Annotated in this window: 12 protein-coding genes; 6 read left to right on the top strand and 6 right to left on the bottom strand. The window is 39.9% G+C overall.

Annotated features, from left to right (window positions below; genetic code table 11):
- Window positions 1–255: 255 nt before the first annotated feature.
- Complete coding sequence (locus ACSX1H_RS12215; protein WP_439184302.1) at window positions 256–1530, top strand: S28 family serine protease; 1275 nt, start codon at window positions 256–258, stop codon at window positions 1528–1530.
- Between the two features lie 130 nt (window positions 1531–1660).
- Here the strand turns inward: ACSX1H_RS12215 and ACSX1H_RS12220 are convergent, their stop codons facing one another.
- Window positions 1661–2026 carry an arsenate reductase family protein gene (locus ACSX1H_RS12220; RefSeq protein WP_439184304.1) on the bottom strand — a complete coding sequence of 122 codons (366 nt, stop codon included), beginning with the start codon at window positions 2024–2026 and terminating at the stop codon, window positions 1661–1663.
- A gap of 207 nt (window positions 2027–2233) precedes the next feature.
- Window positions 2234–2689 (bottom strand): hypothetical protein, encoded by a 456-nt coding sequence (locus ACSX1H_RS12225; RefSeq protein ID WP_439184305.1) that lies wholly within the window; start codon window positions 2687–2689, stop codon window positions 2234–2236.
- Window positions 2690–3273: 584 nt separating this feature from the next.
- On the opposite strand from ACSX1H_RS12225, the gene ACSX1H_RS12230 reads away from it, so the two are divergent.
- The 3 genes from ACSX1H_RS12230 to ACSX1H_RS12240 all read left to right on the top strand — a co-directional run bounded on the left by ACSX1H_RS12230 (window position 3274) and on the right by ACSX1H_RS12240 (window position 5624).
- Entirely contained in the window at window positions 3274–3552 is a 279-nt protein-coding gene (locus ACSX1H_RS12230) for a hypothetical protein (RefSeq protein WP_439184307.1), read from the top strand.
- 285 nt (window positions 3553–3837) lie between these two features.
- On the top strand, window positions 3838–5025 hold the full coding sequence (locus ACSX1H_RS12235) for a putative porin (RefSeq protein WP_439184308.1): 1188 nt from the start codon (window positions 3838–3840) through the stop codon (window positions 5023–5025).
- 5 nt (window positions 5026–5030) lie between these two features.
- Window positions 5031–5624 (top strand): FMN-binding protein, encoded by a 594-nt coding sequence (locus tag ACSX1H_RS12240; protein WP_439184310.1) that lies wholly within the window; start codon window positions 5031–5033, stop codon window positions 5622–5624.
- On the opposite strand, the gene dinB is transcribed toward ACSX1H_RS12240, so the two are convergent.
- Window positions 5621–6691: a DNA polymerase IV gene (gene dinB, locus ACSX1H_RS12245; RefSeq protein ID WP_439184311.1), complete on the bottom strand. Its 1071-nt coding sequence runs from the start codon at window positions 6689–6691 to the stop codon at window positions 5621–5623. The genes ACSX1H_RS12240 and dinB overlap by 4 nt on opposite strands.
- A gap of 187 nt (window positions 6692–6878) precedes the next feature.
- On the opposite strand from dinB, the gene ACSX1H_RS12250 reads away from it, so the two are divergent.
- Window positions 6879–8306 (top strand): MATE family efflux transporter, encoded by a 1428-nt coding sequence (locus ACSX1H_RS12250; protein WP_439184313.1) that lies wholly within the window; start codon window positions 6879–6881, stop codon window positions 8304–8306.
- Window positions 8307–8388: 82 nt separating this feature from the next.
- Window positions 8389–9066: a tRNA (5-methylaminomethyl-2-thiouridine)(34)-methyltransferase MnmC2 gene (gene mnmC2, locus ACSX1H_RS12255; protein WP_439184315.1), complete on the top strand. Its 678-nt coding sequence runs from the start codon at window positions 8389–8391 to the stop codon at window positions 9064–9066.
- 100 nt (window positions 9067–9166) lie between these two features.
- Here the strand turns inward: mnmC2 and ACSX1H_RS12260 are convergent, their stop codons facing one another.
- From ACSX1H_RS12260 to ACSX1H_RS12270, 3 genes are all read right to left on the bottom strand, one after another.
- Window positions 9167–11425, bottom strand: coding sequence for a glycosyl hydrolase family 95 catalytic domain-containing protein (locus tag ACSX1H_RS12260; RefSeq protein ID WP_439184316.1), 2259 nt, complete (start codon window positions 11423–11425; stop codon window positions 9167–9169).
- Window positions 11426–11516: 91 nt separating this feature from the next.
- A complete protein-coding gene (locus ACSX1H_RS12265; RefSeq protein ID WP_439184318.1) occupies window positions 11517–13031 on the bottom strand; it encodes an arylsulfatase in 1515 nt (504 codons plus the stop codon).
- A 120-nt stretch (window positions 13032–13151) separates the two neighbouring features.
- Window positions 13152–17333 carry a GEVED domain-containing protein gene (locus ACSX1H_RS12270; RefSeq protein WP_439184320.1) on the bottom strand — a complete coding sequence of 1394 codons (4182 nt, stop codon included), beginning with the start codon at window positions 17331–17333 and terminating at the stop codon, window positions 13152–13154.
- Window positions 17334–17500: the final 167 nt, after the last annotated feature.

The following is a 17500-nucleotide window of genomic DNA, read 5'->3' on the forward strand; positions in this document are numbered from 1 at the left end:
TCTGGCAAAGGACTATACGAATGCTGGATCCATTAATTTCCTCCCCTTTGAAATTGAATAATCTTCAGCTAGCTGTTTGATTTATTTAACAAAACAGTATTGCTTGCCACATATGCATCACTTAGGGCATTAGGAATCTATTCAATCCTAAAAGAGTTATTACTTACATAATATTTCTATGTGGAAAGTATAATATACGTATACAAAGAGTAGTCATTACAAGCAAATTAAGTCAATACAATAAAAATCTACCCAATGTACAAACATTTAATGTGCCTAATAGTAGGCCTAATACTATTCACTGCGTGCAATAAGCATCTGGAAACACCCGAACAACTATTTAAGACATCAACCAGCATCTCTGTCCAGAACATTCCCAGTGATACTTCCCTTTACAATCAATCGTGGCTGCTTCTATTTGATCAGCCCATCGATCATCAGCACCCCGAAAAAGGCAGTTTCAAGCAGCGCATCTGGTATTCTCACAGAAGCATTGATGCACCAGTTGTTATGATCACGGAAGGGTATTCGGCAAACCGCAACTATACTTCTGAGCTGGCAAGGCTGGTTAAGGCTAATCAAATTATTGTTGAACACAGATATTTCTCAGAATCAAAACCAGACAGCCTAGACTGGCAATACCTGACTGTGGAACAAGCAGCTCATGACCATCACCGGATCATTCAGTTCTTCAAACAACTATACAAAACAAAATGGGCTACTAGTGGCATCAGTAAAGGTGGTCAAACAGCCATATTTCATCGTGCATTTTTTCCAAACGATGTGGACTTAAGCGTGCCCTATGTCGCACCAATAAACCTGGCAAGAGAGGACCAACGACTATTTGATTTCTTCCATACGGTTGGCAATGAAGCTGACAGAAAGCGCATACATAACTTTCAGGAGGCCGTGCTAAAAAAACGGGATGATATCATGCCGCTTTTTAAAGCATATGCCAGTGATAAAGGCTTGTCTTTTCGCATGGGATTGGATAAGGCGTTCGACCTGGTGGTACTCGAATATCCATTTTCATTTTGGCAATGGGGAAGTTCAACTGCTTCAATTCCACCTTCAACGGCGACGACCGAAGAGCTATTTAACCATTTAAAAAACGGCAGTGACATTGGCTATGTATCCGATCAAAGCTGGGAAAGCATTAAACCATTCTTCTACCAGGCCTACAAAGAGTTGGGATATTACGCTTATACACCTGGACGACTCAAGCCGTTATTGAAAGGGTTTCATGCTGATACCATAAGCAGCTCGATGTTTGCGCCAGGTGGCGACACCCTTCAGTTTATGCCAACCATGCAAGTTATAATGGCGAAACTTGAAGCAACAAACCCGAATATTATTGCAATTATTGGTGAAAAAGATCCTTGGGGTGCTACCTCGTTAAACAGCGAAAAACTGACTAAGACGATAAGAGCTGTTGCTCCTAAAGGCTCGCATAAGACCCGTATCAATACCCTTCCTGAAGGTATTCGAACGCAAGTAATTGATGAGATAAACAGGGCGCTTAAAGATTAAGTAACGCCTTGGAGCAGTTCTTTTTACCTGCTTTTCAAACTATATATACCAACCAAAAAAGGCTTCCTTATCGGAAGCCTTTTATTACTACGTGGTTTCTACATTTGGGTTAGGTAGTAATGGATATCTTTTATTTGCAAGAAATTAGATAGTTAGTCAACACGTCAACCGTTGCTTTACTATTTCCAACAAATATTTTATCATCAATTATGAAAACAGGCCTTTTTAAAAAGGTATACTCTTCTTCGAGAAACTGCCTGTAATCCTTCTCTGTCAGGTTTTTTTCTTTCAACACCAACTGCCTGTACTTTTGGGCTTGTTTATTGAAAATCTGCTCGTATCCACCTGCCTTCTCTGCTAAGTCATCTATTTCACTTTTACTCAAAGGCTCTTTCTTAATGTCCCGCACATCGAACTCGCGATGCGGTGCAACCTGCTTGAATATCCTTTTGCAGGTACTACAACTCTGCAGTAAATACACTTTTCCTTTCAACACACCTAATAGGGTTTTCGGTTTTGCAATTTCAAAGATAGTAAAGGTCTACAAAACAGCTGATTAAATTAATGAATATTAATTTGCAATTTGGTGAACGCTCGGATTTAATAGATGAATCCCCTCTTTTTATAGACAACGGTGTTTTTTGACCCAAAAAAGGTCCGCTAATAGCAGCGGACCTTCCAAAACGTTTCCGTTAATTTCTTTTTATTTAGAACCGGCAGAACCAAATACCCAACGGATGTTAAGCCCAAATGAGTCTGCACCAAAACGGGTATCATCGAAAAGCCAAAATGTTGGACGCCAATCAACGCCAAGGGCCAAGGGGACCTGAGAAAATTTGTATTCTAATCCGATTTCACCTGACGCACCCAACCAAAATTCATCTCCAATAAGAATTGAGGGGCCAACACCCACATACCAGTTAAAAGCTTCTTCACCGAGCGGACGGTAAATAAAATCCCATAAGGCATCAACGCCCATATAGCTATCCCAAAAAGCAAGATCCGCATGTACCCGGCTAAACTGGCCCATTGAAAATACTCCATCAATGGCAACTCCACCCAATCCGTTTGAACCGCCAAAACGTAATCCAACTTCTTGTGCATTACTACTTAATGCCATTCCTGCAACTAAAGCAACTACTAATAATAGCTTATTCATAATTTAGTTTTTAAAGTTATCAACATAATTGTTTTACAAAAGTAAAAACATTCGCTATACCAAATTATTAATATTTCCTAAAACTAATTGACCTGAATTATAACCGTTTTATTAGCAGATTGTTTCTCCTACAGGTAAATATTAGGACTGTTGGCTATGTAAATGCACACATCACACTCAATGGTCTATAACCTATCTGAGCATTAAACGAAATCTAAAAACAGGTTAAATAATTAGCTTAATCAGCTATTAAATTTAGCTGCTATTTATTTATATTTCAACACCTACACCTCATTTTCATAGAAATAATGCATTTACCATGCCGGCTCATCACTAAACATCAGCTTGCCAACTCCAATTGCAATGGCCACCTCATCTGTTTATTCATACGATCGAAGGCCACACTCGCGGAATCTCTAAGAATATTAATGCCTGCGAAAAGACACTCTTTAAAGTGAATTATATTGTTGCTGGTTCTGCTAACCCTAATTAAAAAAACGGCATGCAAGCCAATATCAAGACTTCAATATCAATAAAATAATAGTTACATTTGCACAGTACTTAATACATTAAATCATAATAATATGGCAAGTGTTAGAGAATTAAAAAAAGACATCAACTTCCTGGCATCAGAATTAATTACTGAGGCTTACGTTAAACAATTGGTGAAAGATGATGTGGACAATGATAAAATTGCCGAAGTGATGGTTAAAGCGATTGATTTCAGAAATGAGTTAGTAGCCAGAGCCAACCACCCTGATGCTAAAGATAATCCCCAAAAGGTAAAAGCTTATTATAGAAACTTACGAAAAGACATGATGGATAAGTTTTTAGCCATTGCGAATGATACCAATGCTTTGTAAGTAATTTACTAAACAAAGATTTAACTTCTGCTACTCTGTGGCAGAAGTTTTTCTACCAATATCTTGGGAGGTCATCGTCTCTCCCCTTCATGCTTTCCTTCACAAACCACTAACAGTCAAATCACAAAACATTCTTCCCACTGTTTTTTCACTGTTTTTCATTTGCAACATTTACCTACTTTTAGGGATTTCTGAAACTATACCAAAGAAGTAATTTTGTACCGAAACAATTAACAATTACTTCATCCATATGGTGTGGAGTATAAAAGGGAAATCAATTAAGCAATGAAAAGAATCTTTCTAATCGCAACCATGTTTGCGTGTATGACAGGTGCATTTGCACAAAGCGATATTAACGATGAGCAACAACAAAACTCAGCTCAACGATTGTTAAATTCAAATGCAGGGTTAACAATTGGAGGCTATGGTGAAGTACACTTCAACCAGCCACTTAGCTCCGATACCTATAACAACGGTAAGTTGGATGTACACCGCATCGTTATGCTGTTAGGCTATAACTTCAGCGAAAAAACACAATTTGTATCGGAGTTGGAGTTTGAACACGTGAGCGAAGTGTATGTTGAGCAGGCTTTTATTCAGCACAAATTAAGTAATGCATTTCAATTCCGTGGTGGATTAATGCTAATACCAATGGGCATTATTAACGAGTACCACGAGCCAAACACCTTTAATGGCGTTGAACGACCATTAATTGACAAGTACATTGCTCCATCTACATGGCGCGAGATAGGAGCTGGATTTACAGGAACTGTTTTGCCTGCATCTATTCGTTATCAGGCCTACGTTATGGGTGGATTTAATGGTTATGATGGCTCAGGTAAATTTGGTGGCAAAAACGGCTTACGCAAAGGTCGCCAGAAAGGAGCTGAAGCCTATGTTAGCTCACCTAACTTTACTGGTAAAATTGAATATTTTGGCATTCGCGGTTTAAACATCGGCCTGTCGGGCTACTTTGGCAATTCGCAAAGCACGCTGTATGACGGAATTAACAAAGACGATAAAAGCGCCGTAGCAGCAGCCGATTCATCAGTTATTGGCATGGCCATGATTGGTTTGGATGCTCGATACACATATGGCGGATTACAACTTCGCGGACAGTACTACCACACTTCTCTTTCCAATACCGATGAGTACAACCAGTTCACCGGCAATGATTTAGGAAGCGCTATGTATGGATACTACCTGGAAGCTGGTTATGACGTATTTAAGCACCTGGATAATGTTAAAACAGGGTTAATTCCGTTTGTACGCTATGAGGCTTATGACACTCACAGCAAAACAGAAGGTAACCTTGCTAAAAACGATGCGTACGACGTGAAAGCCATAACCACCGGCTTAACTCTGAAACTAACTCAAAATGCCGTACTCAAAGCAGATATGCAATTTGTTAAATCTGCTGCCAGTGATGAGTATGCAAAAACGTTTAATGCCGGATTTGGTATAATGTTCTAAAAAATATGAAGCAGACAGTATTAACACTATTATTGGTAACAATAAGTTGGATAGCAAATGGACGCGGTGACGTTAATTATGAACACAAAGCCGTGCAAAAAACACTTGAAAAAAGCTGTAACCTCATCAACCCAAGAGTATGCGAATTAGAGCTACCGGCTCAATACGCTGCTGATATAGATGGCAAGTTTTTTAATGTGAGCTGCGACAATACTGATGCTGAAATAAAATACATGTACATTGGTCGTGTGAACAGCTGCCGGGCCGGCGGTTGTTCCATGCCAAGTGCATTATCACAGGGGGGCGAGTCAGAATACTTTGACTACCTGATGGTGTTTAATGCCCGTTGCGAAGTTATGATGGTAAAAGTTTTTAACTATCAGGCAACGCATGGACACGAAGTTACTGCCAAGGGCTGGCTTAAACAGTTTATTGGCTACAATCCCAATGATAACAACCTGGAAGTTGGTAAAACCATTGATTCCATTTCCGGCGCCACCATATCGGTCAATGGCATTACGGACGATATAAAAAATAAAACTCAGATTATAGGTGAGGTGATTAACCTAAGCTCAATGCAAACAAGCTCAGGTTATTAGTAATCCTTAAAATCAATTTTTAACTGCAAAGCTTCCACAGCTGCTTCTTCTTTGAAATTGGAAATTGACAGGCCCAACAAACGGATAGGTCTGTTCAGGGGCGCCTCCCGAACTAGGTCAGCAGAGAGTGTATTCAGCAGTTTTTCCGTAATCCACTCATCAATTGTTTTTGAACGGGTAATCTGCTCGAAATTATCAAACTTTACTTTGAGCGTTAAAGTTTTACCTTGCTTCCCGCTTTTCGACACGCGCTGCTGCAAGCCGGCTTTTAAGCGATTAATTTCTGTCTGAATCTGCTGTTGATCAACTAAATCCTTACTAAAGGTGTTTTCAATCCCTACCGATTTACGCTCACGATGGGGGCGTACCGGCCGCTCATCAATTCCCCTGGCAATGTGGTAAAAATACTGTCCTGCCTTACCAAAGTATTGCACTAAACGGGGCAAGTCATAGCGCAATAAATCTTTTCCTTTATGAATATCGAGCTGATGCATTTTCTCAGCTGTTTTCTTTCCAACCCCAAAGAATTTTTCAATTGGCAACTGCTCAATAAATAAGCGCACCCCGCCAGGTTTAATAATAAACATCCCATTCGGTTTACGCTGATCGCTGGCCACTTTAGCCAAAAACTTATTAACGCTTACACCTGCAGAAGCAGTTAGTTGCGTTGTCTCAAAAATGCGCTGCTTAATTTCACGAGCCACCTGGGTTGCCGAATCGATGCCTTTTTTATTTTCCGTCACATCCAGAAATGCCTCGTCCAGGGAGAGCGGCTCCACTAAATCGGTGTATTCGTAAAAAATTTCCCTAATCTGCCGCGACACTTCTTTATAAACCTCAAAACGGTGCTTTTGAAAAATCAGGTGCGGACAACGGCGCAAAGCCACTTTCGACGACATGGCCGAACGCACTCCAAACTGGCGTGCTTCATAGCTGGCTGCCGCAATAACCCCGCGCTCACTGCTCCCTCCCACAACTACCGGCTTTCCTCTAAGCTCTGGAAAATCACGCTGCTCAACCGATGCAAAAAAGGCATCCATATCTATGTGAATAATTTTACGCTGCAAGCTTTTAAAATTTGAAGACGCAAGTTAATCAATATCGTTTCAATATTAATTTCTACAGGTTACAAACACTCAGCTTATATATTATTGCAATGCTAAAATCATCTGCCAAAAAGTGTCGTTTTTTACCTACTTAATCGTTGCCTATCGCATTTATCATTCCGGCAATATGATGTATCTTCGCGGCATAATGAATAAAACTGTTGACTTAACAAAAGGCCCCATATTTAGCCAATTGGTTAAATTGGCCCTTCCTATTATTGGCACCTCGCTAATGCAAATGGCCTATAACCTAACCGATATGATTTGGTTGGGACAACTGGGCAGTAATGCGGTTGCATCGGTGGGTGGAGCCGGCTTTTTTATCTGGCTGGGCATATCCGTTTTATTGGTTACCCGAATTGGTGCTGAAGTAGGAGTGTCGCAGGCGCTTGGCCGAAAAGAACCAGAAACAGCAGCCCGCTTTGCACGCCACTCCTTATTTTGGGCTGTGGTGCTGGCAACAGCAATAGCCATTTTGACCCTCGTTTTCAGCCCTGAGCTGATTGGCATCTTCCGCCTGTCTGAAGGCGTGGTGGAGAATGGCGCCATCAACTACCTGCGCATTGTATCATTAGGGTTTGTCTTCACCTTTGTAAACCCAACGTTTCAAGGTATTTATAATGGAATGGGCAACAGCCGGCTTCCATTTTACTATTTACTGATTGGGTTAGGGCTAAATATGTTGCTCGACCCCTTAATGATTTTTGGCATTGGCCCTTTTCCGGCCTTAGGCGTTGAAGGAGCAGCCTGGGCTACAGTATTCGCCCAGTTAGTGGTATTTTTAGTATTCTGCGTCCGTTTTATCTGGTTTAAAGAGGTGATGGATCCGGACTTTAAGCGTTTTAAACTCAACAAGGACATCTCTCTGAAAATATTTAAACTGGGGATGCCGGTAGCTGCCGAAAGCTCACTTTTTGCCTGTTTCGCACTCATACTGGCCCGAATGATTACTAAATGGGGGGATGTCCCCATTGCCGTTCAAAGTGTTGGCGCACAAATTGAGGCGATTTCATGGATGACGTCTTCGGGCTTTGCCACTGCATTGGGCAGCTTTACCGGCCAGAATTTTGGAGCCAACAATTGGAGCCGCATAAGAAAAGGCTATTTCACAACGCTGGGCATTGGTATATTTCTGGGCTCCTTTGTAACAGTGGCCTTTATTATCTGGGGCAAACAGATATTTTCGCTTTTTTTACGCGAACCCGAAGCCTTACAAATGGGCATCACCTACTTACAGATACTCGCCGTTTCACAGATTTTTATGATCATTGAAATCATTACCAGAGGAGCTTTTAACGGCATTGGACGAACAGTGCCTCCCTCTATTATAGGCATTGTTTTTACGGGCGGCCGTGTTCCGGCTGCAATGATTCTGTCTCTTGACAAGTATTTGGGCATGCTCGGTATTTGGTGGGCCATCAGCTTATCCAGTATTGCAAAAGGGCTGACACTAATGGCCTGGTACCTAAAAGTCCTTCGCCACTCTGAAGGTGGCAGCAGCACAAATATAAAACAACTCACCCTGCTCCCAACCCGACAGCGTCAACAGATTAAAATTGAAGAGATAAGTGATTAAACCCAGCCTAACATCTGGAAAACAGAACGTTATTTGAAACACCATCAAAACGGCTGACATCTATTTTATTAAACGGTAAAGCATGAGTAACAAGTGGCTAAAAGATAAATCCAGAAAAATAGAGATCAAGGTATCGGCAGATGGGTCACACACCTTATTTGTGCCCGAGCTTGATGAGCACTACCACTCGGTAAACGGAGCCTATAATGAGTCGATGCATGTATTTATTGAACCTGCATTACTGTTCTGTTCAAAATCCACTGTGCACATTCTGGAGATAGGACTGGGCACTGGCTTAAACGCATTTCTCACAGCTACGCACCAAGTTGATAAAACCATCTTTTACCATGCTTTGGAAAAATACCCGGTAACAACAGAGGCCGCTGCTCAGCTGAACTTTGCAAAAACAGAAGCAGAACAGCAAATCTTCACCCGGCTGCATCAACTTCCCTGGAATCAAGAAAGTGAGCTTCAACACAACTTTACAATCCTTAAGGACGAAGTAGATTTAACAGCCATTGACTTTGACCGGCATTATGATTTGGTATATTTCGATGCTTTTGCCCCCGAGAAACAACCGGAAATGTGGAGTGAAGCCATCTTTAAAAAACTGTATGACGCCATGAATCCGGGTGGCGTCCTTACCACCTATTGTGCCAAAGGTGTTATCAGACGCACCATGCAAGCGCTTGGTTTTACTGTTGAGCGCTTACCCGGACCAAAAGGGAAACGAGAGATGCTGAGAGCCGTTAAGAAATAAGTAATTATTGATCTTGCACCACCTTCATTGGCTGCGGTATTACGTTCACCGACTGCGCAACCAGAAAGTTCGCCACCAATCCCAAGATACCTATATACTTTTAGCTTCTTGTAATCTCAATTTCCTGCCCTTCTTTCATATCAACAACAATGATACCTGATGAAATGGTAAAATCACCTTTACTAATCTTAATGCATTCGCTCTCGAATGGATTATAAAGCTTTAACTTCCCACCTTTTTCGGACTTTACTTTTACGGACACCGTTATCCCGTTTTGTTTTTTCGCAGAGATTAGAAAGGCTCCTTGAGTACGCAAATTATCAAAACTAACATCAGACCAAGCACCTGGAATAGCAGGAAAAAGCTTTACAACACCAGTATGGCTTTGAATCAACATTTCCTGAATAGCGGCGGCAAAGGCAAAATTCCCCTCTAAGGTAAACGGGCGGTAAGTGAATTTTGAATGCCCTGCTTTACACTGGTCACCGTTTACATGAAAGGAGTTCTTTAGGCAAAAACACTCAGCAAAAATGCGAAGCACCTCGGCTGCTTTTTCTCCTTCAAATGCTCTTGCATACAAATTCCCCTGCCAACTAAACGAATAGCCTGTCCAATAGTCTGTACCTTGCTCTTGGAGGTTCTTCAAAGTATTTGAAATGATTTCCTTATCATCCTTTCCATTTGACATATCGATTATCCCCAAGGGATGGTATGCCATTAAGTGTGAAAAATGACGGTGAGATTCATTGTAGGGAAAGTCAGGTGCAAACATCAGTCCTGATTGAGAATCGACAGCCAATTCAGGCCACTCACTCAGTATTTTATCCCATTTGTTGGCCTCGTTATATAATCCTAACTCATAGGCTAATTCCGAAGCCTTTTCATATGTCCAGCGAATTAGTGCCAAATCAAAATTGGTTGTTTCAGGAAACCAAGCTTTGGCGGAGTTATTATATATTTCGGGACTGGAGCTGATTCTTAACTTCCTTTTTCCATCATTGCTTTGCACGGCCATATGATCTAGAAACACAGCCACATCTTTAATCCATGGATACGCACGACTTTCAAGAAAATCGCGATCCATAGAGTATTTCCAATGCAAATAAAAGTGATGCCCCAACCAAGCTGCAACTGTCTGTCCCATAGAATACTGAATCCATCCTCCCATAGGTTCACCTTCTAATGTTGTTACCCCAGGAACATTTATCCCATCTGCTTCAAAATAGTCTCTCGTGTATTTTTTGAAAGTTGGTCGATATTTCCACAGCCAGTTTAAAAAACCTTCTTCTAACTCAAGGTAATTACCCGTATATGCCGGCCAGTAGCTTAATTGAGTATTTAGATCGTGGTGGAAATCACCTTTCCACGGCGGTAATTTCCCATGATCGGCTGTCCAAACCGACTGCAAACAAATCGGAGGCGCATCGGCTCTGGCTGTTGCACCAAACTTATACATCTCCAAATCGTATTGTCGTTGTAACACCGAATCCGGAATATTTATATCCGATTTTGACCAATAGTTTTGCCACCAATTGACATGAGTTTGGTAAGCCATTTGACTCCCCGATTTCATATTCTCAGAAACTACTTCCACAGCATTAGGTGCTGCTTCCCAATTTTTATTTGCAGACGAAACAGACCAGCACCCACTCAATTCGTTGTTGGTTTTGCTCCACGAAGTATGTATCTGATAAGAGAAATCGCCCCACCCTTTTTGATTATATGTCAAGGAATTTTGTCCTCTTGAGATTATACCCTGTTCATATCCTAGTTGGTTTAAGTCATTTGTTGATTGATTTGTATAGCCTTCAGCATTTTCTCGATTGTAAGCAGGCGACACCAAATCTATATCAATGTTAACCGGAAGATTTTCAAACTTATACCATCCCAATGGTTGTTCTGCATGTACAAAGGTTGTTAGCTTTGTTCCATTTTCCCACTCCAGGACACAAGTAGCTGTTTCCACATTGAGGCTTACCTGCTTTACTGTTCCCAGCTTCTCAATATTAAACTCAATTGCTCCGGCAGGAATTTTAGATGGAGCAGGCAATTGGTTATACGGAACATCAAATACCTGTTGAACCGCCTTATAATTTCCCGATTCCCATTGTTTATAAACATCTTGAAACTTCCATGTATCAAAATCTATATTTTCCATTGGGCGTAGATCCCACAAATCGGCCCGATCAAGGGAAAAGCGAAGCTTGCCTTCTTTTTGCCAAACCAGCGCTCCGACAGTGGCATTACCTAAAGGCATTGCTTCATCCCATGTGTTAGCCAGATTATTAAATACTAGGCTATTCTTCGTACTTTGTTTTAACTCCTTATTAGCAACGCATGAGACAAATAATGTCAACATTAAAAGTGCAAATATTCTTAAATTAGCTATAGTTATAGAAAGTAAAGATTTCATTTTAATTAATTAGTGGGTTCAAAATATATAGTCCTTATTATTCAGTCTCAATTTTCGCCATTGGAAGCACGAACTTTTGGTAAGAAAATTGCCCATTAGCTAAATCACCGTTGCATTCTTTAGTTAGAATTGATTTTAGTTCTTCAACCTTTTCAGGAAACTGATCAGCCAAATTATTTTCTTCCCGGTAATCATCTGGCAAATAGTACAATTGGAAAATATTTTTAGAATAGTAGTTGCGAAGCTTCCACCCTTCTTTTGTTACTATTGTACCACCATACATGGAGGCATTAATGATATAATCGTGTTCAACATTGGTACCTTTACCACTAAATAGCGGTAAAAGGGAAATTCCATCTTTTTCTTCTGCCAACTCTACATTTAACAAATCAGCAAAAGTAGTTAGGATATCATAATTGGCTACTAAGTTATTCAACACTGTGTTTTCGGGCGTTTTACCTGGCCATTTAACAATTAAAGGCACTCTCAAACCACCTTCCCAGTTATCATATTTAAGCCCTGCCATACCATCATTTCCATTAAATACGTCACCACCCAATTCTGAGTAATACTTCGTACTAATATTATCGAATCGCTCACCGGTTTGCATATTCCTAACAGGCTTAAGAATTCGTCCTTCCTGTGAGTAGTATATTTCATGACCATTATCTGAGCTGAAAATAATCATAGTATTATCCTCCAAACCTAACTCACTCAACTTCTGCCGAATAATTCCAACGTGATCGTCCAGCATTTTAACCATAGAGGCATATTCCTTCTCAATTTGCGTTAAGCGATCATCTTTCTTAAAATCGTCATGTACTTGAGGAATAGCAACCGGTCCGTGTGGCAATTGTGTTGGATGAAACAGAAAAAACGGCCGGTCTTTATTATCTTGAATAAAAGAAAGGATTTTATCTAAAAAGAGATCCTGAGAATAAACACTTTTCCCTTCCATATTCCAACGATCCTTATAAGTTTCAGGAGTTTCTCGCTCTCTGGTTTTACCACAATCCTTTCGAGTATTTCCTGGTATGTCTATTTTTTCACCATTTTCGTACATATAAGGAGGGTAAAAACCATGGGCCATTACGTGATCCAAAAAGCCATAATAGTAGTCCCAGCCATGTTGCTTCATTTCTTCAAAAGAAACAGAGAAGCCCCACTCCAGTTTTCCAACCTGCCCGGTAGTATAACCTGCCTGTTTAAATACTTCGGCCAACGTTATAATTTGCTTCTCCGTATCAGCCGTTTGCTTGTAAAGTGCTGCTGATATTTCATTCGAATGGATTTCACCATCGAAGGCGTTTTTATAAGCGCCTCCACTTGTTATTTTCCATTTATTGGCATGTCCATCATGATAACCTGTTAACAGACTTGCCCTTGCCGGCGCACAGAACATACAACCACGAACATTCTCAAAGCGTAAACCTTCGCTTGCCAAGCGATCAATGTTCGGCGTTTTTACAATTTTCTGACCTTCATGGGATAACATACCACGCCCCATATCATCGGCATATATAAAAACGACATTGGGCACTTTTTTGGGCATCTTATCTTCAGATCTACATCCTAACAATAAGGATGAGAGTATCATGCAAGAAATTATTTTTTTAAGCATAGAAAATACGTCTTTACAATTAATTAATACGCGTTAGTTCTTAATAAATTTTTATTGCTTGATAAACTTAGAAGTAACTGTCGTTTTGCGATCTGACAATCTGATGAAATACAGTCCGGAAGTTAACTTTCTAATATCAATACTTTGTGGTTCTAAGGAGAATGTCCGTTTATACTTTTCTACTATTTTCCCTGTACTATTTAAAATCTCAATAATAAATTCTTTTCCTGAGACATCAGCAACGGAAACATATAACTCATCCATGACAGGATTTGGATATAAACTTATTGCATACGGAGAGTCACTATTGCTTAATTCACCAATATCTGTCGAAATATTGGTTACAACAAAGGTTTGAATATTACTATAGTAAGTTTTTCCGTTAACACCTAATTTAATTCGATATTGATACTTAGCACCTAATAATGAGGTCGTCAAAGTGGTATGAATGACAAAGTCTGTGCTCTCTGCATAAGAAGAAGGGTCGAAATCAACCTTTGTACTAAAGTCACCATTACCATATTCAATTGATAGTTCATCCAAAGTGTTATTTTCTGGAAAAACCAGCCCTTTCAATTTCCACTGACCACTTCCAAGTTCCTCTACCATCAGACATTCAGCCAGAGGTATATTGTATAACACAGGTGATAAACTCTTCTTTTCCCCATAATGAATACCATTTACATCACGAATAAAAGGCCTGTAATAATAGGCCACATTATAATCCAGGTCTGTTAACGTATTTGTATAGGTATCGCTGTTCCCAAACACTGCAGGAGACTCCAGAGCAACTACATTTGCATTATCAATATTCAAATCTCCATCAATCGCTGCATAAATAAATCCAACTTCTTTAACATTATCCGCTCCGGAATAGCTAGCAGATAAATCTATTTTATTATACGATAAGTTATTATGAGACACATTACTGAAACTTATATTTGACCCCAGTATTTTGATTTTAAAATCAATAGTTTGTCTTTGTCCTGTTCCTATGTCATTGCATGGTGCCGGAGGAGTATTATCTTCAAGCGCAGCAACACGCATAAGCAAAGGTTCATTAAGAATTGCTGTAGCAGGAATAGTGAAATTACCAGTAAAGTTATCTACCTTTCCATTAGAGTTAGCCACTTCCTCATCTGCATCATCAAAATCACCATCATTATTAAAATCAATCCAAACCTTGGTATAAAAATTATATCCAGGGTTATAATTATCCTGACAATAAAGTGATATTTGGTCTTCTGCATTAACCTCAAAAACCTTATCAGCCTTAAAATAGTTAGCGCGAGAAGGAGCATCGTAGGTATCTCCATTTACACTTAACTTTTTAATTCCTTTATACCACACCAGGTCATATTCATAATTCGGTGCACACATAGGCGATACACTAGACGCTGTTTTGACTGTAATGTATTGGTCTTTTGTTAATACACTAGTTCCATTAGCATTAGTAGCGGTCAAAGTAACTTTGTAATATCCTGGTGTTGTCAGTGTCACACTTGGAGAAGATTCATCTGAAATACGAATCACATCACTACCATTCTCCAGTGTCCATTGTAATCCGTTAGCATTGGATGATTGATCCAAAAGTGTTACAGTTTCACCAACATTGATGACATCAGCACTCCCACCATGAATTGTGAAATCAACGACGGGCATACCCACATTGTCATTGAGGGCAGATTGCAGGCTTGAAAACCATACACCCCTTCCATATTTTGATACATATAACCTACTATCATTATTAGGATAATAGGCTATGCGCATGTCGGTCAAACTTTGCAAAGGTAAGCCTTGATTAAACTCTTGCCATTCTGTTAATGTCTCATCAATATAATAAACCGTAAGGCTGGTCATCACATATATTCCCTCAGAAGTGTTTTTATCAATCAATATTGCCATAGGATTATTCTCCGGAAAAATCCCTCTCAAATTCCAGGTTTCACCCTTATCTTTAGATATATAAACACCAGCATCGGTAGCTAAAGCAATTATATTTTCATTGTATTGATGGGTCGCTATCCTGTAACGCGATGCTTGCGGAGCATTTTTCAGATGAATCCACTCAGGTGCATCAGCAGACAAGTTCTCAGTGTAAAACAATCGAAGCCCAACTTCATCGCCTAAGAATGCCAATTCTCCATTAGCACGAGACTGCTCAAAGGTACCCGCATGTAATTCTGAAATTCCGGCAGACAGAGTGGGTACAGTTGTCCAGTTGTTATATATAGGAGTCCACGCATGCCCTGTAATATGCGGAACGTTTTCTCCTTTAAAACTATTTACAAGCCACCCATCCTGACCGTAAGGAGAACGCACTAATCGAACATCTTTTGTGCCTTGAGTCCTATTATTTCTGGTAAAACCATAAAGTCTTTTGTTATCAAAATGATCTGGCTCTATGCTATTGTACACAAAAAAATCATCTGTTCCACCGTCATTAAGTTTGACAACAAGTCCGCCGGTAATAAACTTTGTGTCATCCTCTGATTTAATTCTCCCCCTGTAAACATCGGCAGAAGCAACATGAGAGGTTCTGCCATTTCGGGTAAAAATCTGTCCGATATCTTGTCCGCCTGTAATAAACACCCCTTTATTCAATAGACTTACGTCCATCTGACTTCCTTCCGCAATGCATATATCGCCATTTTTAGAGACGACTTTACTGCAAATGTAATTTAGCTTTGACATACCTGAAGCTGAAACTGTTGCTTCTGTTGGAAATAAATCATCCTCTTTAATAGCCCAGATACCTCCATCATTGCACCAAAACACAGTATCTTTTGTAGTATTGGTGGTAACATAACGGTTATCCGCCCAAGTACACTTGCCATAGGAAGGTTTTAAACCCCATATGATACCTCCGTCTTCACTACCCCAAAACTTCTCTCTCAAAAGCAGCAAACGGCTAGAATTATTGGGACTTATATAAAAATCACTTATCCAAGTTGCAGTACTGTATGGATTAACACTTCCATAATAATCTTCAGTTTCTGCCTTAAAGCCATCGGCATTATCAGCTTCTTCTAGAGGCACCGGACCATTGGGATAAGAATAAGTAGGATGTTTAACCTGCGTAAAATTAAAATAAGATTTGCCGTCATTCGGAGTAGGGTTGTATTCTGATTTCCATAAACCAATAAACCGGGTTGGCATGTTTCCATCTACAATTCCATATGCATACACTAAAGTAGAACCTATTACTGGCTTATAAATACCTAAATAAAAGCGATCTACCTCCTGCCGATGTGTTATTATACTTCTTTCAATAAAAGTATCTCCTTTATCATTAGAAAAGTTAAAAACCGGAGCTATATCAGCATCATCACAAGACACAACAATAAGGTCCCAATTGTCAGTCAAATCGATATCGGTATATCTGCCTCTTAGCTTTTGAGTCCAGCTTAATCCAGAATTGGTTGTCAAGTATATTCCTGACGCTGTTGCTGCAATCGCTCGGGCAGCATTGTTCGGATCTGAGTGGACATCAAATATTTTACCCTCTATCCCGGAACTTCTGTCTTCCCAGTTGATTCCGAAATCATGGGAGTAATATATTTTTTCATCCTCTGCTGTTCCTAGGTATAATATTGACGCATTAGCTGGACAAACCTCTATACAAGAGGTGTTATTAGTCGCAAAATGATCCGTTTCAGGAGTCCAGTTCTTACCATAATTAACAGTTTTCCAAAGCCCCCCGTTTCTGGTACAGGCAAACATTATTGCTGGATTGGATGGATGCATTTCGATGTATTGAACGGCTCCATTACCGGTTGCTGACCAATGTACATCAGGGTCACCGAAAGGACCTATATTCTTCCACTGCCCTAAATTGCCATTATTAGGGATCTCTTTGGTATAAGAAGTTGGCATCGAACCGGACTTTAACAATGGCTCTTCATTGCCAGGTACCGGATTTCTAAAGGCCAATAAGTTCTTATATTGCCCACATTCATTAATATAATAACCGTCGCTATCCAAAGCCCCTGTTATCCTTTTTTCCAACTTTTCAAAATGTTCCAATGTCTCTGTGTCCAATTCATGATTAGAAGCATAGGCATTAAATGCCAATACTACATCTGAGAACATAACTTTATCTTGCTGTAACATTTCTTCCCAAACAGGATAGTCATATGCATTCTTTTGTAGAAAAAAGAGTTCTTTTTTGGACGTTACATTACATGAAATTAATAATAGTGAACAGGTTATAAGGAGTAATAATTTTTTCATAGATTTTGTTTGGATTTTATCATTTTAGATCGAGCCACTATTGCACCTTGATAGTATCTGGTGTATGTCCGGCGCAATTGCTAATTTGGAACATAAGAGTCTAAAACACCTTATAAACATAACCTTAAGCCCGTGTATTTTCTCCAGGCAATAATTCAATTGCACCT

Source organism: Carboxylicivirga taeanensis, assembly GCF_051851475.1.
GTDB classification, from domain to species: Bacteria; Bacteroidota; Bacteroidia; order Bacteroidales; family Marinilabiliaceae; genus Carboxylicivirga; species Carboxylicivirga taeanensis.

Excerpts from the sequence above, each read along its gene's own strand:
- ACSX1H_RS12215 (WP_439184302.1), top strand. The coding sequence starts at position 256 with ATGTACAAACATTTAATGTGCCTAATAGTAGGCCTAATACTATTCACT.
- ACSX1H_RS12225 (WP_439184305.1), bottom strand. The coding sequence starts at position 2,689 with ATGAATAAGCTATTATTAGTAGTTGCTTTAGTTGCAGGAATGGCATTA.
- ACSX1H_RS12230 (WP_439184307.1), top strand. The coding sequence starts at position 3,274 with ATGGCAAGTGTTAGAGAATTAAAAAAAGACATCAACTTCCTGGCATCA.
- ACSX1H_RS12235 (WP_439184308.1), top strand. The coding sequence starts at position 3,838 with ATGAAAAGAATCTTTCTAATCGCAACCATGTTTGCGTGTATGACAGGT.
- ACSX1H_RS12240 (WP_439184310.1), top strand. The coding sequence starts at position 5,031 with ATGAAGCAGACAGTATTAACACTATTATTGGTAACAATAAGTTGGATA.
- ACSX1H_RS12250 (WP_439184313.1), top strand. The coding sequence starts at position 6,879 with ATGAATAAAACTGTTGACTTAACAAAAGGCCCCATATTTAGCCAATTG.
- mnmC2 (WP_439184315.1), top strand. The coding sequence starts at position 8,389 with ATGAGTAACAAGTGGCTAAAAGATAAATCCAGAAAAATAGAGATCAAG.
- ACSX1H_RS12260 (WP_439184316.1), bottom strand. The coding sequence starts at position 11,425 with ATGTTGACATTATTTGTCTCATGCGTTGCTAATAAGGAGTTAAAACAA.
- ACSX1H_RS12265 (WP_439184318.1), bottom strand. The coding sequence starts at position 13,031 with ATGCCCAAAAAAGTGCCCAATGTCGTTTTTATATATGCCGATGATATG.
- ACSX1H_RS12270 (WP_439184320.1), bottom strand. The coding sequence starts at position 17,333 with ATGAAAAAATTATTACTCCTTATAACCTGTTCACTATTATTAATTTCA.